The following is a 22388-nucleotide window of genomic DNA, read 5'->3' on the forward strand; positions in this document are numbered from 1 at the left end:
TTTGTTTTGTTGACATCAATACTCATGTTTATTAATCACTGCATTACTGGAATAAACGAGTCAAGTTTAAATCTCGCTTTTTCCACGCAAGCCAGGGAGATGTTTTCTTCCCAGCCAGCACGCGGCCTTCTCTTGAGGGGGAAGTCATAAACAATTGAAATTTTTCGGTTTCTTCGCTGTCCAAAGGACTGGCGAAGCGTGTCTGGTCATGAAGGAAACATTGGAAATGCGGGCGACTGGTGGGGTTCATAGAAGGTCATTTAAGGCGAGCACGGGACTTGCCGTCATTCTGGCGGCGATGACGTCGCAAGCATTCGGGCAGGAGCAGAAAGCGGCTGACGACGAAGCCGGCGTTGCGCTGAAGACGATCACCATTCGCCGCGCGAACGACACACAAGTGCCGACCTCGGTCACGGCGCCCGTGGGCAAGGTGAACCGCGAAGAGATCAATCGTTTCGGTGGCGCGAAACTGGACGATGTGCTGCGCGGAACCGCAGGCGTCTTCACCCTCCAGAGTGGCTCCAATCCGGGCGTGGCGGTCAATATCCGTGGCTTTGAAGGCTCCGGCCGCGTCAACATGATGATCGACGGCGTGCCGCAGAGCTATCGCAACACCGCGCATGACGCGCAGGGCTATGCCTATATCGACCCCAATCTGCTGTCTGAAATTGACGTGGCGCGCGGCGCTGTTACGACCGAAGGCGGTACTGCGCTTGCCGGCAGTGTGAATTTCCGCACGCTCGGCGTGGACGATGTCATTCTCGACGGCAAGGACAAGGGCGTTCTGGGACGTGCTTCCTGGGGCAGCAACGGCACCGGATTCTCCGAAATGCTGGCGGGCGCGGCACGCGTCAATTCGATCGGGCTTGTCGCGGCCATCAGCCGCCACGATTCCAACGACTACAAGAACGGCGACGGCGTGACTGTCGAGAAGACCGGCGAGGAACTGACTTCCGGCTTGTTCAAGGCCGAGTTCGGCCTTGGCGAAGACCAGAAGCTGACGCTTGGCGGCGTTCTCTACAACAACCACTATGGCACATATGCTGCGGGCTATCGTCCGGGAACCTATACGATCTACGATATGTTCCTGCAGAACCGCACGTTCTTCGCACAGTATAACTACAACCCGTCCGACAACGATCTCATCGGCATCGACGTCAACCTCTACCACAACAGCACATTGCAGAACTGGGTGGATGGTAATGGCGGCTTCGTCGGGCGGCAGGTCTCGGCCGAAACCACCGGCATGACCGCCTCGAACACGTCGCGCTTCACCTTTGGCGATGTGGCGGTTGCATGGAAGAACGGCTTTGAAATCAACCGCGACAATGCGGGCGGCACCAAGACGGGCGTCAACCCGACAGATGCCACATCCAATCGTGGTGCGGTCTTCTCGGAAGCGACCTGGAATTATCAGGCGCTGCAAGTCGTTACAGGCCTTCGCTATGATTACTTCAAGCTCGAAAGCGAAGACAGTTCGATCTCGAACAGCGACAGCGAGTTCAGCCCCAAGGTCACAGTCGCCTACAACGTAACCGACTGGTTGCAGCCCTACATTACCTATGCGCATTCCATGCGTTCGCCGACCCTGCAGGAAACCTTCCTTGGCGGCATCGCCCATGCCGGAACCGCGGGGCTGCATGGAAACCCCAATCTCCGTCCTGAAAAGCAGCGCGGCTGGGAATTCGGCGTCAATATCGCTCGCGATGGCATCCTGACCGCAGAAGACGGCCTGCGCATCAAGGCCAACTATTACATGATGCGGGTTGAGGACTATATCACCGCCTCCAGCACCAACAGCCAGTTCATCAATGTTGACGGCACGTCCGATGTGAAGGGCTTCGAACTCGATGCCCGTTACGATGCCGGCTTCGCGTTCGGTGGCATTGCCTATACGCACTCCACTTCCGAACTGCCTGAGCAGACGGCGGGGCTTGGCGCCAACCAGTATCTGCCGGAAGATGTGGTGACTGTTACCGCCGGCGCGCGCTTCTTCGAACGCAAGCTTGAAAGCGGCCTGCGTGTCCAGCACGTTTCAAGCGGGCGGACCATCAGCGGCAGCGATACCGATCCCTACACGCTGGTGGACGTGTTCGCGAAGTACAAGTTCACCGATACGGTCGATCTTTCGCTTCAGGTGCTCAACATTGCCGACAAGGAATATACCCCCGCGCTGAGCACCTATGGCTCCGGTCGCGGGCGCACCTTCCTCGTCTCGACACAGTTCCAGTTCTAGAACTGCGGGAGGCGTTCCCGCCTCCCGTTTAAGATCGTCACATCTGCTAAGGCCGACCAACCTGACCGCGGCGGCCTTCTGATCCCGAGATGTGACGCGGCGAGTGCAGCCCTACCGCTGCACTCGCCGAAAACTATATAGTTAGAGCATTCCGCTTCGCACTTTTCGGGATGCGCTACAGCCAGTCCCAAACCTGATGGAAAAGGATCAGCAATGTTCATAGCCATGAATCGCTTCAAGGTTCGCGTCGGCAGCGAGGCCGATTTCGAGACCGTCTGGAAGAATCGTGACTCCAGATTGTCGGAACTTCCCGGCTTCGAAGGCTTTCATCTGCTTCGCGGCGCGACCAACGAAGAAGAAGGCTACACGCTTTATGCTTCGCACACGGTCTGGCGCGATCGCGAGGATTTCGTCGCGTGGACCAAATCCGAACAATTCCGCGATGCGCATCGCAATGCCGGGGATAACAAGCCGCTCTATCTCGGTCCCCCGCAGTTCGAAGGCTTCAGCGCCGTGCTTGGCTCGTGATGCCGCAGGCCGCTGCCTATCCACAAGGTGCGGCGAAATGGCGCATAATGTCCTGGCGGCGCATTTCCCGCGCCGCTATGGCAAACGCAGTTGCCAATTGTCCTTTAAAGATGGGTAGTTAACTCATATTTAGAATGATTCTAAGCTATTGATTTTTAGAACATTTCAAAAACATAAAAATTGACAGAACTGAACCCGAACGGCCATAACCTGACTTAATTGGGTGGGTTTTATAAACACCGCTTAAGTAACGCCTTTAATGTTCGGGCCTTTAACCCTTGCAGTTGGAGGAACCATTGACCGGTTCAGTTCGGCCTTGCGCCATGAGTGAAATAAAGCTGCCAGATTTTCTGCGCAGCCACACAGTTGAAGTACAGTTTGAGCCGGTAAAGTCCCTCCCTTCGGTGCTTTTCGCATCCGACTTTTTCTGCGCGCGCTTGGGAGATAGTTCCTCATGCTAGTGTGCAGCTGCAATGTTATTACCGATAAGGACATCGAAGCCGTCGTTATCGAGCTTCTCGATCAGGATTGCTGGCAACTTATCGTTCCCGGCACCGTCTATAACATCATGTCCAAGCGCGGCCGTTGCTGTGGCTGCTTCCCAAACGTCGTGGAAACGATCATAAGGGTGACTGAAGAGTATCATCTTCGTCATAACCAAATGGACGAAAACGTGATCCAGTTCATGGATCGTGTACGTTCTCTACGCGACAAATTCGGGAGTTCATGGAATGAAAGGCGAACCAAAGGTCATCGAGCGGCTTAACGAGGCACTTTTCCTCGAGCTTGGCGCTGTAAACCAGTATTGGCTTCACTACCGCCTCCTCAACGACTGGGGCTTCACGCGTCTTGCCAAGAAGGAACGTGAAGAGTCTATCGAAGAAATGCATCACGCCGACAAGCTGATTGACCGCATTATCTTCCTGGAAGGTTTTCCAAACCTGCAGACCGTAGCTCCGCTGCGCATCGGCCAGAACGTCAAGGAAGTTCTGGAAGCCGATCTTGCAGGCGAATACGACGCCCGCGCTTCCTACAAGAAGTCCCGCGAAATCTGCGACGAACTCGGCGACTATGTTTCCAAGCAGCTTTTCGATGAGCTTCTGGCCGATGAGGAAGGTCACATCGACTTCCTCGAAACCCAGCTCGACCTTCTCGCCAAGATTGGCGAAGAGCGTTACGGCCAGTTGAACGCGGCTCCGGCTGATCAGGCCGAGTAAGCCAACCTCACCAAGTATCAAGAAGCCGGAGCCCTGCGCTCCGGCTTTTTTTGTCATCTCAACTTTACCGTTGCCCCTTTATCGTGATATTGCGCGCGCAATTTCCGATATTTGCAAGGTTCTCCCAATGAGCGCACCGCGCGTCAGTTTCGTTTCCCTTGGCTGCCCGAAGGCGCTTGTCGATTCCGAACGCATCATCACCAGCCTTCGCTCCGAAGGTTATGAAATCTCCCGCAAGCATGACGGCGCCGATCTGGTGATCGTCAATACCTGCGGCTTTCTCGATTCCGCGCGCGATGAATCGCTGGATGCCATCGGCCTTGCCCTCAACGAAAATGGCAAGGTGATCGTGACCGGCTGCCTGGGCGCAGAGCCCGAGGTCATCCGCCAGCGCCACCCGAACGTGCTCGCCATCACCGGCCCGCAGGCCTATGAAAGCGTGATGAGCGCGGTGCATGAAGCGGCCCCTCCCGCGCACGACCCGTTTGTCGATCTGGTGCCCCCGCAGGGCGTGAAGCTGACCCCGCGCCATTACGCCTACCTGAAAATCTCCGAGGGCTGCTCGAACCGCTGTTCGTTCTGCATCATTCCGGCGCTGCGCGGCGATCTCGTCTCGCGCCCGATTGATCAGGTGCTGCGCGAAGCGGAAAAGCTGGTTAATGCAGGCGTGAAGGAAATCCTCGTCATCTCGCAGGATACGAGCGCCTACGGCCTCGACATCAAATATCAGGAAGCCATGTGGCAGGACCGCACGGTTCGCACCAAGTTCCTCGATCTCTCGCGTGAATTGGGCGAGATGGGCGTATGGGTGCGCATGCATTATGTCTACCCCTACCCGCATGTCGATGAAGTCATTCCACTGATGGCGGAAGGCAAGATCCTGCCTTATCTGGATATTCCGTTCCAGCACGCCTCGCCTGCGGTGCTGAAGAATATGCGCCGTCCCGCACATCAGGAAAAGACGTCGCGCCGCATTCAGGCCTGGCGTGAAACCTGCCCTGATCTGGCCGTGCGTTCCACTTTCATCGTCGGCTATCCGGGTGAAACCGAAGAAGATTTCCAGATGCTGCTCGACTGGCTCGACGAAGCCAAGATCGAACGCGCCGGCTGCTTCAAATATGAGCCGGTCAAGGGTGCGAAGGCCAATGACCTCGGTCTGGAGCAGGTACCGGAAGAGATCAAGGAAGCTCGCTGGCATCGTTTCATGGCCAAGCAGCAGCAGATTTCGACCAATCTCCTCAAGAAGAAGGTCGGCAAGCGCCTGCCGGTCATCATCGACGAGTCGAACGGAACGGTTGCCAAGGGCCGCACGCGCTACGATGCTCCGGAAATCGACGGCAGCGTTCACATCCAGTCGCGCCGCCCGCTTCGCGTGGGCGACATCGTGACGGTAAAGATCGAAGCGAGCGACGCCTACGATCTTCACGGCATGGCGGTCTGATGGCGGCGGATGCGGCCATAAAGATCAGAAAGGCAGCCTCGGCTGACGTGGCGGCGATTGTCGCCATGCTGGCCGATGATGCGCTGGGCGCAAAGCGTGAAGATGCGAGCCTTCCCTTGCGGGATTCCTATCGCAGCGCCTTTGCAGCCATCGACGCCGACCCCAACCAGCTTCTGGCTGTCGTGGAGCAGGAAGGCGAGATCATCGGCTGCATGCAGGTCAGCTTCATACCCGGCCTGTCGCGGATGGGCATGTGGCGCGGCCAGATCGAAAGCGTCCGGATTGCGAGCCGCATTCGCGGCGGTGGAATCGGTCGTCAGATGATCGAGTGGGCGATCGAACGGTGCCGCGAACGCGGCTGCCGCCTGGTGCAACTGACAACAGACAAATCACGTGCCGACGCATTGCGTTTCTATCGGTCCCTTGGCTTCATCGACAGCCTTGAAGGACTTAAGCTATCGCTTTAACAGACGGCTTCAATACAATGTAAGAAAATAAAAAGGGCGCTTTGAGCGCCCTTCTTTTTGATCGTGGTGAAAACTCACTGCGGCAGCTTGTCGTCCACGCCAGCGACGTAGAAGTTGAGGCCCAGCAGGGTCTTGTCGTCAGCCTGTTCGCCTTCTTTCAGCCAGACGGAGCCGTCCTGCTTCTTGATCGGACCGGTGAAAGGCTTCAGTTCGCCGGACTTGATCTTGGCTTCGGTTTCTTCCGCCAGTTTCTTCACGTCGTCCGGCATGTTGGTATAAGGCGCCATCTTCACGAGGCCTTCCTTCATGCCCCACCAGATGTTCTGGCTTTTCCACGTACCATCGAGAACTGCCTTGGCGCGGTCGATATAGTAAGGACCCCACTCATCCACAACCGCGGTAAGCTGCGTGTCGGGCGCGAACTTGATCATGTCCGAAGCCTGACCGAAAGCCTTGATGCCGCGATCATGCGCGACCTGAATGGCAGCGGTGGAATCGGTGTGCTGGGTGATGATGTCCACACCCTGATCGATCAGAGCCTTGGCCGCATCAGCTTCCTTGCCCGGATCGAACCAGGAATTGGCCCAGATCACCTTGACCTTGAAGTCAGGATTGACTGACTGCGCGCCGAGCATGAACGCGTTGATGCCCTGCACCACTTCCGGCACCGGCACGGAAGCGATGTATCCGGCCACGCCCTTGGTGGACATCTTGGCGGCGATCACGCCCTGCACGTAACGGCCTTCATAGAAGCGCGCATTATAGGCCGACATGTTGTCGGCGGTCTTGTAGCCGGTCGCGTGTTCAAATTTCACATCCGGGAACTTCTTCGCGACCTTGAGCGTCGGGTCCATGTAGCCGAACGAGGTGGTGAAGATCAGCTTGTTGCCCGCACGCGCCAGACGCTCGATCGAACGTTCGGCATCAGCACCTTCCGGCACGTTTTCCAGGAAGGTGGTTTCGATCTTGTCGCCAAGCGCTTCAACAAGCTCCTTGCGGGCCTGATCGTGCTGATAGGTCCAGCCGAAATCGCCCGGAGGTCCGATATAGATGAAGCCGATCTTCAGTTTATCTTCTGCATGCGCCGCGCCGCCGAGCATAAAGCTCGTCGCGGTGGCTATAGCCAAAAGCGTCTTTTTCATGATCCCTGCACTCCTTGTTTGCACCCACTAACCAGAACGAAAATCCTTGGGAGTGATTTTCGTCTACCCCTCAACCGTTGGCTTTACCTGTCCGGCACGAAGGGCTTGCCGAGCGAAGCCGGCGTATTCATCATCGTCAGGCGCTTGTTGCGCGAAATGATGACCAGCACCACAATCGTCGCAAGATAAGGCAGCGCGGACAGAAACTGCGATGGCAGGCCCAAGCCCAGCGCCTGCGCGTGGAGCTGGCCAATCGTCACCGCGCCAAACAGATAAGCGCCGATCAGCACCCGCCAAGGTCGCCACGAAGCGAAGACGACGAGGGCAAGCGCGATCCAGCCACGACCGGCAGTCATGTTTTCCACCCATTGCGGTACATAGACGAGCGAAAGCTGCGCGCCCGCCAGACCGGCGCAGGCACCCCCGAACAGCACCGCCAGATAGCGCGTGCGCACCACATGCACGCCGAGCGAATGGGCGGAGCCGTGGCTGTCGCCGATGGCGCGCAGGGTAAGGCCAGCCCGTGTACGGAACAGAAACCACGCCACGCCGATAACCAGCAGGATGGACATATAGAAGATCGGGTCCTGACCAAAGAGGAACCGACCGACAAGCGGGATATCGGTCAGATAGGGAATATGAACGGCTTCTAGCCGGACGCCGGGAAGCCCGACAAAACTTTCGCCGAGCAGGGCCGACGCGCCGACGCCGAGGATTGTGAGCGCCAGCCCGGTCGCCACCTGATTGGTGACCAGTATGAGCGTCAGAAAGCCAAAGACGGCGGAGAAGAGAGCGCCCACCAGAACGGCGGCAAACAATCCCAGCCATGCCGAACCGGTCATCTGTGCGATGGCGAAGCCGGACACCGCACCCATCAGCATCATGCCCTCGACACCGAGGTTGAGCACGCCGGAGCGCTCCACCACCAGCTCACCGATGGCCGCGATAAGGAGAGGCGTCGCAGCCGTTGCAATTGTCAGGAGAATAGCCTGTGTCAAATCCATGGGATCAGGCCTTTCCCGCTCGGGCTGCGGATATGAAGCGAATGCGATAGAGGATCAGCGTATCGCAAGCGAGAACGAAGAACAGGATCATGCCCTGAAACACGCGTGCTGACTTTTCCGAGATGCCTATGGAAACCTGTGCCGCTTCGCCGCCAAGATAGGAAAGCGCCAGCACCAGACCGGCCGCGATCGCCCCCAGCGGGTTAAGACGTCCGAGAAAGGCGACGATAATTGCCGTGAAGCCATAGCCCGGGGAAATGACGGGGCGAAGCTGGCCGATGGCGCCCGAAGTTTCCGCAATGCCGGCAAGACCGGCAAGTGCGCCGGAAACCGCAAAGACGAAGAACACCATCCTGCCTGCGCTGAAACCCGCAAAACGCCCTGCCCTCGGGCTTTGGCCGATGACCTTGACCTCGAAGCCCTTCAGCGTGTGCTTGAGCAGAAACCAGACGACCACCGCCGCCACAAGCGCGAAGATGAAACCCCAGTGGGCACGGCCCGATGCACTCCAGATTTCCGGCAGAATGGCGCTATCGTTGAACTGGCGGGTTTCGGGGAAGTTATAGCCTTCCGGGTTGCGCCACGGGCCGCGCACCAGCCAGTCGAGAAACAGTTGCGCGACATAGACAAGCATGAGGCTGGTCAGAATTTCGTTCGTGTTGAAGCGCACTTTCAGCAAGGCGGGAATGGACGCATAAGCCATCCCGCCTGCCATGCCCATCAGCATCATCAAGGGCAGAACCACCCATGACTGCAGATCGGGGAACATGACGGGCAGCACCGAGCCCGCGATGGCACCGGCAATGAACTGCCCCTCGGCACCGATATTCCAGTTGTTGGACAGGAAACAGATGCATAGCCCCACCGCGATCAGGATCAGCGGCGCGGCTTTCACGAGTAATTCATGCCACGACCAGATGTCGAACAAGGGCTCCACGAAGAAGACATAGAGCGCATGCAGCGGGTCCTTGCCCATCAGCGCAAAAGCGAGACCGCCGAAAACCAGCGTCAATGTCAGCGCAAGCAACGGCGACAAGGCGCTGAAAAGTTTTGAGGGTTGCGAGCGTTTGACGAGTTCGATCCGCATCATGCAGCCTCTCCAGAAACACCGCCCATCAGGAGGCCGATCTTTTCCAGCGTCACATCGGCAATCGGCATTGGATCGGAAAGCTGGCCGTGGTTCATGACCGCGATCCGGTCGCTGATTTCAAGAAGTTCATCAAGGTCCTGGCTGATAACGAGAACTGCGGAACCGGAACGCGCAAGATCGACGAGCGCCTGACGAATATGCGCCGCAGCACCGGCATCGACGCCCCATGTCGGCTGGTTCACCACCATGACAGACGGTGAACGGTCAAGCTCGCGCCCGATGATGAATTTTTGCAGATTACCGCCGGAAAGTGCGGATGCTGGTGGATTTTCAGCGCTCTTGCGCACATCCATCCGTTCGATGATGCGCTTTGCAGCCGACCGAAGCGCGCTCTCCGCGATCAGCCTGAGTTTGCCGCCGCGCAGGAACATTTTCGCGTCGGTCCTGTACCGCGACAAGAACAGATTGTCGGTCAATGTCATGGTCGGAACGGCACCGTGTCCAAGCCGTTCTTCGGGCACGAAGGCCGCGCCCATCATGCGCCTTTCGCTAATGCCTGCCTTGCCAGCATCCTTACCGCGAATACGCACATTCGAGGCGCTGGACTGCAACACTTCACCGGAAACGGCCTCGAAAAATTCACCCTGCCCGTTGCCCGCAACGCCTGCAATGCCAACGACTTCGCCAGCGGCAACCGAAAGCGAAATATTTTTCAGCGCCGTCGAAAACGGTCCACGCGGCGGCTGCGACAGCGACCTGATTTCTAAAAGCGCATCGTCACCCGCATTTTGCGCCGCAATGGGAGTGCGCGCCACGACGTTGATGTCGTTTCCAACCATCATGCGGGCAAGCGAGGCAACGGTTTCCTTGCGCGGATCGCAATGCGCGACGACCTTGCCATGCCGCAACACCGTCGCGCGGTCACAAAGGCGCTTCACTTCCTCCAGACGGTGGCTGATATAAAGGATCGACTTGCCTTCGGCTTTCAGCCGCTCCAGCGTTTCAAACAGCTTGTCGGCTTCCTGCGGCGTCAGCACCGATGTCGGCTCATCCAGAATGATCAGGTCGGGTTCCTGAAGGAGACAGCGCACAATCTCGATGCGCTGGCGTTCGCCAACCGACAGGTCGCCGACATGCGCTTGCGGATCGACAGGAAGGCCATAGGTCTTGCCGACCTCACGCGCACGTTTTGCAACCTCCGAAAGCGGAAGCGAACGGTCCAGCGACAAGGCGATGTTTTCAGCGGCGGTAAGTGAATCAAATAGGGAAAAATGCTGGAAAACCATGCCGATGCCGAGTTTTCTTGCAGCGGCAGGTTCGTCTATCGCGACAGGCTGCCCTTTCCAGACGATTTCGCCTTCAAGGGGTTGCAGGGCGCCGAACAGCATTTTCACGAAGGTGGACTTTCCCGCGCCATTTTCGCCCAGGAGCGCGTGAATCTCGCCTTCCCCGATGGTGAGATCGACACCATCACAGGCCCGCAGCTGACCAAATACTTTCGTGAGCCGGCGGACATCAAGAAGAGGCCGGTCGGTTAAAGGCGCTGTCATTGTTCCCCATTTGTATTTTTGAGCGACCTTAGCCAGCAAGTCTGCTCTTGAAAAGCCCAAAAGCAAGCAGCGGTGGACATATGCACACCGCCGCGATCATCAGTCAGTTCAGGGAAGCAGAATGGTCGTTCCTGTGGTCTTGCGGGCTTCCAGATCCTCATGCGCCCTTGCCGCATCCTTGAGCGCATAGGTCTGGTTGATCTCGATCTTGACGGCGCCGGTTCCCACCACATCGAAAAGCTCTGCCGCCGTCTTTTCGAGGTCGGCCCGCTTGGCGATGTAATTGAACAGGGTCGGTCGCGTGGCGAAGAGCGATCCCTTCTGGGCCAGAATGCCCAGATCGAACGGCGGAATGACACCGGAGGACTGGCCGAAGCAGGCAAACATGCCAAGTGGCTTCAACACATCCAGTGAGCCCATATAGGTATCGCGTCCAACGGAATCATAAACCACATCGACGCCCGCTCCGTCCGTCAGCTCCTTCACCTTTTCGGCGAAGTTTTCAGTGCGGTAATTGATGACGTGGTCGTAGCCGTGCTTTCTGGCGAGCGCGATCTTTTCTTCCGATCCTGCCGTGCCGATGACGGTAGCCCCGAGGTGCTTCGCCCATTGCCCGGCAATGAGCCCCACACCACCGGCAGCAGCATGGAAAAGGATCGTCTGTCCCGGCTCGACCCTGAACGTGCGCCGCAGAAGATACTGCGCCGTCATGCCTTTCAGCATCATCGAGGCGGCGGTCTTCAGATCGACATTATCGGGAACCCTGACCAGCCGTTCGGCTGGCAGAATGCGCTCGTCTGCATAGGAGCCCGGTGTGGCGACATAGGCAACACGATCGCCAACGCGAACATCGCTCACGCCCGGACCAACCGCCACGACCGTGCCCGCACCTTCATTTCCAGGCGTGAACGGCATCTGCGCCGCCTTGTAAAGCCCCGTGCGGAAATAGACATCGATGAAGTTGAGACCGACGGCTTCATGGCGCACCTTCGCTTCGCCCGGACCGGGTTCACCGATCTCGATCTGCTCATACTTCATGACGTCCGGACCACCGGTCTGGTGGACGCGAATGGCATTGATCATGGTGCTTCTCCGCTCTTCTGCTTCTTTTCGACAACCTTTCTGGCCTTCGCAAGTGCCGCTTCACGGCCCAGACTCGGGAAAAGCTGCATGATCGCCCCGATGAAATAGATGTAAAGCCCTGTCACGGAAACGCCGACGCGGACCCACAACGGCGCATCCAGAGTATAATAGAGCGCAGCCGCGCCAAAGGCACACCAGAGCAGGAAAACAGTCAGGTTGAGCGGGCGCAGGCGCACGACGCGCACCGGATGCAGGAAGTTGATCGGCAGGAACGAAAGGATTGCCGACACGACGACAGTCGCAAATGCGACCCACTCGCCCGGCCTGACGATGAAAAGCGTAAAGACGACCATGTTCCAGACGACCGGGAAACCCTTGAAGAAGTTTTCCTTCGTCTTCATGCCGGTATCGGCATAATAGATCGCGCTCGAAACCACGATTATGGCACCGGATATGAACGACAGATAGGTGCCCATGAACCCGCTTTGATAAAGCGCGAAGGCAGGTATCAGAACATAGGTGACATAATCGATGATGTTGTCGAGAAGCTCGCCGGACCAGTTCGGAAGAACATATTTCACCTCGAGCTTGCGCGCGATGGGTCCATCGATGCCATCGACGAAAAGCGCCAGCCCCAGCCACCACCACATTGCCGTGTAGCGCCCGTCGCTGGCCGCCACGATGGAAAGGAATGCCAGAAACGAACCCGATGCCGTCAGAAGGTGAACCGAAAACGCCTTGGCTTGCGGCGCGGTGACTTTCTTGGCTTTGAGTTTTCCGGTCAGTTTGGTTTTCACGCCGTCCGCCATTTCAGTTTGTCGCCGCGCTTATCCCGCCCAAGACAATCCCCGAGGCGGCGAGTATATTTAATCTATCGGGGAACGCGTACACTACACAAACTGACATCCCCAAAACTAATGATCATCGAAACCTTTTCCCTCGGGAAAAAGCCATGATCCTGCAGCAGCTTTCCCTGAATAAGCGCAAAAGAGCAAGTAAGGCGTGAGGCAAATCCGCCATAATCCCACGGAAGAATGGCCTTTTGGCTGTATTTCGGTTTAAGTGCGGCTGGAATCATCAGACGATGCACGAGGCCCGCAATGTCGGGCCGGGGATGAAACACGATGAACGATCTTGTTGTGAACAAGCCACTCACCGACATTGTCATCAGCGGCAGCGGACCCGCCGGCATGATGGCTGCGCTGGCGCTCGGCGCGAAAGGCTATCGCACCGTCCTGCTCGGACCGGAGACCGACAAGGGAGACCGTCGCACGACAGCGCTCATGATGCCGGCCATCAGATTGCTGGAGGGACTGGGCGTCTGGCCGGGTATCGAGCCGGAAGCAGCAGCCCTCGCCTCCATGCGCATCGTGGATGCGACACGGCGGCTTGTGAGAAGCCCCGTCGTGACCTTCCGCGCCGGTGAAATCGACGAGGCCGCGTTCGGCTACAACATCCCCAATGCCGTATTGAACGAGAAACTTTCTGAAGCCGTCGCACGCAATCCGAATATTCAACGCATCAATGCACCCGTCATCGAATATCGCCACAATGGCGACCACGTGACCGTCACCCTGTCGGGCGGCGACACGCTGCATACGCGGCTGGTCGTTGCAGCCGATGGACGCAATTCGATGGCTCGCGAAGCCGCCGGCATCCGCACACGCCGCTGGAGCTATCCGCAGACGGCCGTTGTGCTTTCCTTTTCACACACTGTCGATCATGAAAACATTTCGACGGAGTTCCACACCGAGGAAGGCCCTTTCACCCAGGTTCCCCTCAAAGGCAAACGCTCGAGCCTTGTCTGGGTTGTGAATCCGGGTCGCGCCGAAGCGCTTCTTGCACTTGATGACGCCACGCTCGCCAGGCGCATCGAGGACATGATGCAATCCATGCTCGGCAAGATCGAACTCGAAATAAAGCCGCAGGCCTGGCCGCTTTCCGGCCTCGTGCCTCATGTTTTTGCAGCCAGACGCACGATTCTTATCGGCGAAGCCGCGCACGTTTTTCCGCCAATCGGCGCACAAGGCCTCAATCTGGGATCGCGCGATGTCGAAACGCTGGTCAAGGCCGTAGAAAGCGATCCGGCAGATCCCGGTTCGGATCGGGTCATTCGCGCTTATGACCGCGCGAGACGCCCGGATATTCTGGCCCGCACCGGCTCCGTCGATGCACTCAATCGTTCGCTTTTGTCCGGCATGCTTCCGGCGCAGATCGTGCGCGGCGTGGGCCTGGAAATGCTTCGCTCCTTTGCGCCGCTGCGCGCGTTCTTCATGCGTGAAGGGCTTCGCCCCGGCAGCGGCTTCTCGCATCTTCTTCCGAAACTGCCGAGGCTTCCACACCGAGACGACGGAAAACGCTCCAGCTAACCTGATTTTCGGACCACCTGACACATCAAACTGACAGAATTGCCGGTCGCTGCCGACTTTAATTTGTCGCGCGGTGAACTAAATAATGTTGCATGGGTATGACACAGATAAAGCACGCGAAATTCCAGATCGGCCAGGTGGTCAAGCACCGGCTATTCCCCTTCCGCGGGGTCATCTTCGACGTGGATCCAGAATTCGCGAATACGGAAGAATGGTATGAATCCATTCCCGAGGAAGCGCGCCCGCATCGCGATCAGCCATTCTATCATCTGCTCGCTGAAAACGCGGAATCCGAATATGTCGCCTACGTTTCGGAACAGAACCTCGTGCCGGATTTGAGCGGCGAGCCCCTGCGCCATCCGCAGATAGAAGAAATGTTCGACCGGCTGGATAACGGTTCATATCGCGTAAAAGCGCAGCTCTCGAACTAGGGCGCGTTTCGATCCAATGAATGGAACCGGCGCTCTAATCTCTTTTATTTGAAATATAATCATTAAGATAGAAGCGTCTTTTAAAGCGATAGTTGAAAAGAAAAGGGGCGCTCGAAGCGCCCCTTTCTCGTGACAGACTGGATGCAGCTTAGTTTGCTGCGCCCTTTGCCTTGTCCTGTTCAGCCTTCATCTTGGCTTCAAAGTCTTTCTGCTTCTTCTGGACGGCGTCCTGAAGTTCCTTCTGGCGTTCTTCCAGTTCCGACTGCTTGAGAGCCGGGCCAGTCAGAGCGCCGGAGAAGCCGGTGAGTGCAACCGGAATCGGGTTCGGCTTGTTCTGATAGTTGACCGAAGTCAGGGTCAGCTTGCCGCCCTTCTTGAGCGCGTTGATGAGATCGTCGGTCAGCGGAGCTTCGGCGATGCAGCGATCCGGGAAGCAGATGCCGTATTCAAGCTTGACCGGCTTGTTGTTGTCGATCTGGAGGCCGACACCAGCAGGAATCAGACGGCCGATAGGAACGGTCACCTGAAAGATCTTGCGGTTGATCTTGCCCTTGATCTCGATGAGGTTGACGGCGGTCAGGAGCTGGCCGGAATCCGCGGTGACGATGTTCTGCGTGTTGCAGATGTCATTGTCTTCCTGCTTCGAGCAGACCTTGAACCAGCCCTGTGGCGGCTGCTGCGCCGATGCAGGCATCGTCGCGGAGGCAAGCAGGGCGAACGCGCCAGCAATGGCAGATGCGGCAGCGATTGTCTTCGTGCTGGACATGATCAACAGGTTCCTTTCAACACTCTGATCTATAGTTCCCGTTCTGTAGTTAAGTCAGCGATAGACCGTCACTGATTTGAAAATGCGGCAACAGCGTGACCTTGAGGGTTTTAGCCCCCATTCAGGCCCTATCCGGGCCCAATCCGGAGCCGTGTTACAACGACTAGGGGCATGAATCCAGATGAGTTTCGACATTCCATGCTCGGAATCCGCCAAAATCTTTGTTTTAGCTCCTACTGTCACGCGGCGGACACGCCCTAATTCCGCACTTAATGTACGATCATGCTAGTTTTCGGTTCCGAATCGGCGCTTCCCGGCGGCGACCATCAAACTTGTTTACAATGGACGATTGAAGTTGAACGGATTGATTGCCTATCTCCGCAAAGCGGTTCTTGCGAGCTTTACCGGAGCGGTTGTCGCCGCAATGCCGGTGCAGGCGGTAGCGGAAACCCAGCCGGACTACGCGCTCTCCATGCATGGAGACGTGGCGCTACCAGCCGACTTCACCCATTTTCCTTACGCAAATGCCGACGCACCGAAGGGCGGCGCGCTCACAATGGGCGTTGTCGGCACTTTCGACAGTCTCAATCCATTTGTGCTGAAAAGCATGCGTACAACGGCGCGCGGCCTGTTTCTTGACAGCGATCTGGGAAATCTGGTTTTCGAACCATTGATGCAGCGTTCGCGAAACGAACCTTTTACGCTCTATCCTCTCCTTGCGGAGAAAGTCTCTACCGATCCGGATCGCAAATGGGTCGAGTTCACGTTGAACCCGAAAGCGAGATGGTCTGACGGCCAACCGGTGACGGTGGACGATGTGCTCTTCACCTACGACATCCTGACGGAAAAGGGACGCCCTCCCTACAATAACCGGATGAGCCGTGTCGAAAAGATCGAGAAGACGGGCGAACGCTCCGTTCGCTTCACCTTCAACGACAAGTCGGACCGTGAGTTTCCCATGCTTATCGCGTCCGTTATGCCCGTGCTGCCAAGGCACGCCATCGATCGCGAAACTTTTGGCAATTCGTCCCTTAAACCACCTGTTGGCAGCGGCCCGTACCTTGTTTCCGGCGTGCAGCCCGGCCAGCGGATCGTCTACAAGCGCAACCCTGATTATTGGGGCAAGGATTTACCCTCCCAGCGCGGCCTCAACAATTTCGACACTTTGACAGTCGAATATTATCGCAACGAAACTTCCCTTTTCGAGTCCTTCAAGAAGGGGTTGCTCGACGTCTTTATCGAAGCAAACCCGACCCGCTGGCAAAAGCTCTATGATTTCCCGGCGGTCAAACAGGGACGGGTTATCAAGGACAACTTTGAAAAAGGCACGCCAGCCAATCTGCTGGGATTCGTGTTCAATACGCGCCGCCCGATCTTCGCCGATCGGCGCATCCGGCAGGCGCTGGGGCTGCTGTTCGACTTTGAATGGGCCAACCGCAATCTCTTTGCCGATCAGTACCGGCGCACGCAGAGTTACTGGGAAGGATCGGAGCTTTCTTCGGTGGGCAAACCTGCAGACGACCGCGAGAAGCAATTGCTTGCGCCTTTCCCCGACGCTGTTCGCGAGGATGTCATGAATGGCACATGGCATCCGCCGGTAACGGACGGCAGCGGCCATGATCGCACGCCTGCAAAGAAGGCCTATGATCTGCTGACGGAGGCAGGCTTCCAGTTTGAACACGGTCTTGCGGTCGATCCTTCGGGCAAACCGCTCACGTTCGAAATCATGACGCGCTCGCCCGACGAAGAAAAGGTCGCGCTTGCTTACAAGCGCAATCTCGCGCGACTCGGCATTACGGCAGAAATCCGCACCGCAGATGATGCCCAGTATCAGCAACGCCTGCAAACGTTCGACTACGACATGATCCTCGGCGCGCTGACCGGTTCGCTTTCGCCCGGCAATGAACAATGGATGCGCTGGGGTGCGGCCTCGCGGGATGTGCAGGGAAGCTTCAACTATCCCGGTGTTGCCGATCCGGCGGTCGATGCGATGATCGAAGCGCTTCTGGCCGCAAGGACCCGTGCAGATTTCGTCAGTGCGGTCCGCGCGCTTGATCGTGTGCTTATCTCCGGCGACTATTACGTTCCGCTCTACTACCTGCCCTATCAATGGGTGGCCCGGTGGGACCGCATCGAACATCCGCAGAAGACTTCGCTCTACGGTTATCAACTGCCGACATGGTGGCGCGCAAAACAATGACCGGGCTTTAACGTCAGTGTAATTCGCCCTACATCCACCCAATATATGATGAGTATTCAACGGGAGGCCGAGCCTCCGGTTCCTGCACGGAGATTGAACCATGGCCGCCAGAAAGATAACTATCGATGTGGTCTCGGACGTCGTCTGCCCATGGTGCTTTCTGGGGCGCAAGCGCCTCGAGGCGGCTCTTGCCATGGTGCCGGATGTGGAGGCGGAAGTGCGCTGGCGTCCCTTCCAGTTGGACCCTACCCTGCCGCCACAAGGCAAGGATCGCCAGGCCTATATGCGGGAGAAATTCGGCACAGGCGGAAAGATCGATGACATCCACAAACAGTTGACCGAGCTTGGCGAGGAAAACGGCATCGTCTTCGATTTCGACGCCATCGCCCGCGCGCCGAATACGCTCGACGCACATCGCGTCATCCATTGGGCGGCACAGGCTGCACCCGATACGCAGGATCGGATGGTCGGCCTGTTGTTTTCGCTCTATTTCGAGCAGGGACAGGATATTGGCGACCATGAAGTGCTGGTTGATGCGGCGGCAAGCGTCGGCATGGACGCGGCAGTAGTCGCCCGGCTTCTCCAAAGCGATGCCGACAAGGCGACAATTCGCGAGGAGATAGATACGGCCAGCCGCATTGGTGTGCGCGGCGTGCCCTGTTTCATCATCGACCAGAAATACGCCGTCATGGGCGCACAGACGGCCGATGTTCTTGCCGACGCCATCCGCCAGACGGCGGAAGGTTTTGAACCGGGTATTGCCGAGGATCGCTGAAAGAAAAGCTATAAAATAGCCCGCGCTCCATCTGGACGCGCGGGCTTTTTCTTTGAATAATTGAATGCCTACATGCTCTGATCGGACACGCGAACCAGAGTCCAGCATGGCTGCTTGGCAAATTCATATTCCATATATTCGCCACCGTCCGTGCCCTTGATGACAACGATCTTATTGCCATTGGCAGCATCTTTGTATTCGGCCTGCAGCTTCTGACGTTCCAGCGTCGCCATATCTGGCATCACAGGCCATTCAACGTCAGCGAGTGGAACTTCCTTGCTTGTCTTTTTTGGCTCCGGGTCAGCTTCCATGTCGAGGCCTTCAAAGATGACTGTCTTGGCGGTCTGAGCTTCCTGAATCGCAATGTTATGGCTGAAACGCGTGACAAAATTCTCGATACCTTCAACCTTGCAGTTGAGTGTGGTCAGAGCAAAAGCCGATTGAGAAGCCAACACAAGTGCACCCGCAGTGCAGAAAATGCGCAAAGCATTCTTTAGCATCAAAGTTCTCTCCGTTCTAAAATCTCGGGACCAACAGGCGGCTCCGAACCCTCAATTTTTATCCCCGTGTGCCTCAGCCGCCTGTAGCAATTTTTGCGAGCTGAGTCATGATGACTGCCGAGCCGTTGAGGCGCTTCTCCGGTGTTGCCCAGTCGCGGATGAAAACAATGCTCTGATCTGGCCTGATCTTGGCCATAGAACCCTGTTCCCCGATCATTTTCACAAGCCCGACGGGATTTGCAAAAGTGGCATTGCGGAACTGGATGACCACGCCCTTCGGACCGGCGTCGAGCTTCTCGACATTCGCACGGCGGCAGAGCGCCTTGATGTAAACGATCTTGAGCAGATGCTGCACTTCTTCCGGCATCGGGCCAAAACGGTCGATAAGTTCCGCACCAAAGGCATCGATATCCTGCGGCTCTTCCAGATCGGCAAGGCGACGATAAAGGCCGAGGCGGAGCTGAAAATCGGGCACATAGGCTTCCGGAATCATTACCGCCGTGCCGATCGCGATCTGCGGCGACCACTGGCTGTCTTCAACCTCGATTGTGCCCTTGAGTGTCGCCACGGCTTCTTCCAGCATTTGCTGGTAGAGCTCGAAACCGACTTCCTTGATATGGCCGGATTGTTCCTCGCCGAGCAGATTGCCTGCCCCGCGAATATCCATGTCGTGGCTTGCAAGCTGGAAGCCCGCGCCCAGCGTGTCGAGCGACTGCAGAACCTTGAGGCGGCGTTCCGCCATCTGCGTCAGCATCTTGCCCGCAGGGAGCGTGAACAGCGCGAAGGCGCGTTGCTTGGAGCGACCGACACGACCCCGCAACTGGTAGAGCTGCGCCAAGCCGAACATATCGGCGCGATGCACGATCATCGTGTTGGCCGTCGGAATATCGAGGCCGGATTCCACGATGGTCGTGGACAGAAGCACATCATATTGGCCGTCATAGAAGGCGTTCATGATGTCATCCAGCACGCCCGGCGCCATCTGGCCGTGGGCTACGGCGACTTTTAGCTCAGGCACATGGGTTTTCAGGAATTCTTCGATCTCGCCAAGATCGGAAATACGCGGGCAGACATAGAAGCTCTGGCCGCCGCGATAGCGTTCGCGCAACAGCGTTTCGCGAATGACGAGCGGATCGAACGGCGACACGAAGGTGCGGACTGCCATGCGATCGACCGGCGGCGTGGTGATGAGCGAGAGTTCGCGCACCCCGGTCAGCGCAAGCTGCAAGGTGCGCGGGATCGGCGTGGCGGACAATGTCAGCACATGCACATCCGACTTCAGCTCTTTCAGCCGTTCCTTGTGCTTGACGCCGAAATGCTGCTCCTCGTCGATGATGAGCAGTCCGAGATTCTTGAACTTGATGGAGTTGCCGAGCAGCGCATGGGTGCCGACGACGATATCGACGGTTCCATCCTCCAGCCCCTTCTTGGCAGCCGCAAGCTCCTTCGTCCCCACGAGCCGCGATGCATGCGCGACGTTGATGGGCAGACCGTGGAAACGTTTCGAGAAGGTCTTGAAATGCTGGCGAGACAGAAGCGTCGTCGGCACGACGACCGCAACCTGAACGCCGCTCATCGCCGCAATGAAGGCAGCGCGCAGCGCCACTTCTGTCTTGCCGAAACCGACATCGCCGCAAATCAGGCGATCCATCGGCTTGCCAGCAGCCAGATCGTCCGCGACGGATTCAATGGCCGTCAACTGATCGTCGGTCTCATCATACGGAAAGCGAGCTGCAAACTCCGCATAGAGACCATCGGGCGGCGTCATGACCGGCGCGCCGCGCATCTGGCGTTCGGCAGCGATCTGGATCAGCTGACCGGCAATCTCAAGCAGGCGTTTCTTGAGCTTCGCCTTGCGCATCTGCCATGCGCCGCCGCCAAGTTTGTCGAGAACCGCATCCGAGCCTTCCGAACCATAGCGCGACAGAAGCTCGATATTTTCAACCGGCAGGAACAGCCGGTCGTCGCCTGCATAATGGATTTCAAGGCAGTCATGCGGCGCACCTGCCGCCGTGATCGTCTTGAGGCCAATGAAGCGACCGATACCGTGATCGACGTGGACGACAATGTCGCCAGCGCTGAGTGAGGCAACCTCCGAGATAAAGTCCTGATCCCGCTTGCGGCGCTTGGAGCGGCGGATGAGGCGGTCGCCCAGAATATCCTGCTCGGCCACGATGACGAGATCGCCCGCATCGAAGCCGCTCTCGACGGCCAGCACCGCCGCCGTCACCTTGTCGCGGGACAGCGCCTTGACGGTAGAAAGCCTGTCGACGGATTCGATCTTTTCCAGCCCATGTTCGTCGAGCACCTGCAAAAGACGGTCGAGCGAGCCTTCGGTCCAGGCAGCAACCAGCACCTTCTTGCCCGACGCCCGCAGTTCGGCAATATGCTTCACCACCGCCTCGAACAGGTTCACATCGGTGGCGGCGCGCTCCTCGGCAAAGCTGCGGCCCTTATGCACATCGGCATGAACAATCGTCCGACCCGTAACTTCCGGCGCACCGAACGGCGTCAGGTCGATGCGCATGCCCCCGGCTTCCGCGTGCTTCTCGACCTCTGATGGCGTGAGATAAAGCGTTTCCGGCTTCACCGGCTTGTAAGGCACGGCGTCACTGCCCGGTTCCTTGCCTTCAGCCTGCCTCAGCCGCGCCTCGTAATGATCGACAACCATGGTGTGGCGTTCGGTCAGCGCCTCATGGACAAGATGATCGAAGACCACCGGCATATCGTCCGCATGATCGAATACGGTGTCGAGCCTGTCATAGAACAGCGGCAGCCAGTGTTCCATCCCGGCAAAGCGGCGGCCTTCGCTGATAGCCTGATAGAGCGCGTCATCGCGCTGCGGCGCACCGAACATCGCGACGTAATTCTTGCGGAAACGGCTGATCATGTCAGGCGAGAGCGTAATTTCGCTCATCGGCTGAAGCACGAATTCCTTCCGCGTGCCGGTGGTGCGCTGCGAGGCCGGATCGAAAGCGCGAATCGTCTCCAGCGTATCCCCGAAGAAATCGAGCCTGAGCGGCTCTTCCGCGCCCGGCGCATAAAGATCGAGAATACCGCCACGCACCGCAAATTCGCCGATGTCGCGCACGGTGGAAACGCGCTCGAAGCCGTTGCGCTCCAACCGGGATGCCAGATCGTTCATGTCCAGCTGGTTGCCGGGGCGCGCAGAAATCACCTGCTCGGCAATTGCAGCCTGTGGCGGCAGTTTTTGCAGCACGGCATTGGCTGTGGTCAGAATGATTGCCGGATGCGGCGCTTTCCTGAGCGCGGCCAGGGCGCCAAGCGCTGTGAGCCTGCGCGCGGCGGCGTCCGCTCCCGGCGACACGCGATCATAAGGCAGGCAATCCCATGCAGGCAGATGCAGTACCGGCATGTCCGGCGCCACGAAACTCAAGACCTGTTCCAGATCCGCAATGCGCTGCCCGTCGCGCACGATATACATGATCGGCCCGCGTTCGCCGATCTCTTCCACCAGACGGATAAGACAGAACGCCTCATAACCGTCGGCGACGCCGTCGATCACGATATGACGATTTGCCCCGGATGCGCTGGAGGACTTGAGACCTAGTTTGCTGAAAACGGGCAT

General features: G+C 57.8%; 19 protein-coding genes. 10 read left to right on the forward strand and 9 right to left on the reverse strand.

The genetic code is table 11. The features are described from left to right. Window positions 1–208 precede the first annotated feature (208 nt). The 6 genes from ACOWVS_RS07980 to ACOWVS_RS08005 all read left to right on the forward strand — a co-directional run bounded on the left by ACOWVS_RS07980 (window position 209) and on the right by ACOWVS_RS08005 (window position 5889). Window positions 209–2236 (forward strand): TonB-dependent receptor domain-containing protein, encoded by a 2028-nt coding sequence (locus ACOWVS_RS07980; protein ID WP_170873261.1) that lies wholly within the window; start codon window positions 209–211, stop codon window positions 2234–2236. Window positions 2237–2449: 213 nt separating this feature from the next. Continuing rightward, window positions 2450–2764, forward strand: coding sequence for an antibiotic biosynthesis monooxygenase family protein (locus ACOWVS_RS07985; RefSeq protein WP_006468894.1), 315 nt, complete (start codon window positions 2450–2452; stop codon window positions 2762–2764). A 454-nt stretch (window positions 2765–3218) separates the two neighbouring features. Continuing rightward, complete coding sequence (locus ACOWVS_RS07990; RefSeq protein WP_006468895.1) at window positions 3219–3530, forward strand: (2Fe-2S)-binding protein; 312 nt, start codon at window positions 3219–3221, stop codon at window positions 3528–3530. Beyond that, complete coding sequence (gene bfr, locus ACOWVS_RS07995) at window positions 3496–3981, forward strand: bacterioferritin (protein WP_006468896.1); 486 nt, start codon at window positions 3496–3498, stop codon at window positions 3979–3981. Before ACOWVS_RS07990 ends, bfr begins: the two co-directional genes overlap by 35 nt. Window positions 3982–4108: 127 nt before the next feature. Beyond that, the gene (gene rimO, locus ACOWVS_RS08000) at window positions 4109–5422 is read left to right on the forward strand and encodes a 30S ribosomal protein S12 methylthiotransferase RimO (protein ID WP_006471364.1); all 1314 of its coding nucleotides are present in this window, start codon (window positions 4109–4111) and stop codon (window positions 5420–5422) included. Further along, window positions 5422–5889 carry a GNAT family N-acetyltransferase gene (locus tag ACOWVS_RS08005; protein ID WP_075041904.1) on the forward strand — a complete coding sequence of 156 codons (468 nt, stop codon included), beginning with the start codon at window positions 5422–5424 and terminating at the stop codon, window positions 5887–5889. Before rimO ends, ACOWVS_RS08005 begins: the two co-directional genes overlap by 1 nt. 74 nt (window positions 5890–5963) lie before the next feature. Here the strand turns inward: ACOWVS_RS08005 and ACOWVS_RS08010 are convergent, their stop codons facing one another. The 6 genes from ACOWVS_RS08010 to pcsA form a co-directional block, all read right to left on the reverse strand. Next, on the reverse strand, window positions 5964–7031 hold the full coding sequence (locus ACOWVS_RS08010; protein ID WP_006471365.1) for a BMP family ABC transporter substrate-binding protein: 1068 nt from the start codon (window positions 7029–7031) through the stop codon (window positions 5964–5966). Window positions 7032–7114: 83 nt separating this feature from the next. Beyond that, a complete protein-coding gene (locus ACOWVS_RS08015; protein ID WP_075041903.1) occupies window positions 7115–8035 on the reverse strand; it encodes an ABC transporter permease in 921 nt (306 codons plus the stop codon). A 4-nt stretch (window positions 8036–8039) separates the two neighbouring features. Then, entirely contained in the window at window positions 8040–9122 is a 1083-nt protein-coding gene (locus ACOWVS_RS08020) for an ABC transporter permease (RefSeq protein WP_006471366.1), read from the reverse strand. Then, complete coding sequence (locus ACOWVS_RS08025) at window positions 9122–10675, reverse strand: ABC transporter ATP-binding protein (RefSeq protein ID WP_075041902.1); 1554 nt, start codon at window positions 10673–10675, stop codon at window positions 9122–9124. The genes ACOWVS_RS08020 and ACOWVS_RS08025 overlap by 1 nt, the downstream gene beginning before the upstream one ends. Window positions 10676–10783: 108 nt before the next feature. Next, window positions 10784–11758 (reverse strand): quinone oxidoreductase family protein, encoded by a 975-nt coding sequence (locus ACOWVS_RS08030; protein WP_006468903.1) that lies wholly within the window; start codon window positions 11756–11758, stop codon window positions 10784–10786. Next, on the reverse strand, window positions 11755–12567 hold the full coding sequence (gene pcsA, locus ACOWVS_RS08035) for a phosphatidylcholine synthase (protein ID WP_006468904.1): 813 nt from the start codon (window positions 12565–12567) through the stop codon (window positions 11755–11757). The genes ACOWVS_RS08030 and pcsA overlap by 4 nt, the downstream gene beginning before the upstream one ends. A gap of 315 nt (window positions 12568–12882) precedes the next feature. Between pcsA and ACOWVS_RS08040 the strand changes: the two genes are divergently transcribed. Both ACOWVS_RS08040 and hspQ read left to right on the forward strand, forming a co-directional pair. Continuing rightward, window positions 12883–14127 (forward strand): UbiH/UbiF family hydroxylase, encoded by a 1245-nt coding sequence (locus ACOWVS_RS08040; RefSeq protein ID WP_006468905.1) that lies wholly within the window; start codon window positions 12883–12885, stop codon window positions 14125–14127. A gap of 92 nt (window positions 14128–14219) precedes the next feature. Continuing rightward, window positions 14220–14558 carry a heat shock protein HspQ gene (gene hspQ, locus ACOWVS_RS08045; RefSeq protein ID WP_075041901.1) on the forward strand — a complete coding sequence of 113 codons (339 nt, stop codon included), beginning with the start codon at window positions 14220–14222 and terminating at the stop codon, window positions 14556–14558. A gap of 148 nt (window positions 14559–14706) precedes the next feature. Here hspQ and ACOWVS_RS08050 read toward each other — a convergent pair whose 3' ends face one another. After that, window positions 14707–15324 (reverse strand): invasion associated locus B family protein, encoded by a 618-nt coding sequence (locus tag ACOWVS_RS08050; protein ID WP_006471370.1) that lies wholly within the window; start codon window positions 15322–15324, stop codon window positions 14707–14709. A 349-nt stretch (window positions 15325–15673) separates the two neighbouring features. On the opposite strand from ACOWVS_RS08050, the gene ACOWVS_RS08055 reads away from it, so the two are divergent. Both ACOWVS_RS08055 and ACOWVS_RS08060 read left to right on the forward strand, forming a co-directional pair. Further along, window positions 15674–17524, forward strand: a complete 1851-nt coding sequence (locus ACOWVS_RS08055) for an extracellular solute-binding protein (protein WP_006468908.1) — start codon at window positions 15674–15676, stop codon at window positions 17522–17524. A gap of 100 nt (window positions 17525–17624) precedes the next feature. Continuing rightward, complete coding sequence (locus ACOWVS_RS08060) at window positions 17625–18299, forward strand: DsbA family oxidoreductase (protein ID WP_006471372.1); 675 nt, start codon at window positions 17625–17627, stop codon at window positions 18297–18299. Window positions 18300–18367: 68 nt separating this feature from the next. Here the strand turns inward: ACOWVS_RS08060 and ACOWVS_RS08065 are convergent, their stop codons facing one another. Both ACOWVS_RS08065 and mfd read right to left on the reverse strand, forming a co-directional pair. After that, a complete protein-coding gene (locus tag ACOWVS_RS08065; protein ID WP_006471373.1) occupies window positions 18368–18799 on the reverse strand; it encodes a hypothetical protein in 432 nt (143 codons plus the stop codon). 73 nt (window positions 18800–18872) lie between these two features. Then, window positions 18873–22388 (reverse strand): transcription-repair coupling factor, encoded by a 3516-nt coding sequence (gene mfd, locus ACOWVS_RS08070; RefSeq protein WP_075041900.1) that lies wholly within the window; start codon window positions 22386–22388, stop codon window positions 18873–18875.

This window comes from Brucella sp. IR068 (assembly GCF_049065885.1).
Lineage (GTDB): Bacteria > Pseudomonadota > Alphaproteobacteria > Rhizobiales > Rhizobiaceae > Brucella > Brucella intermedia.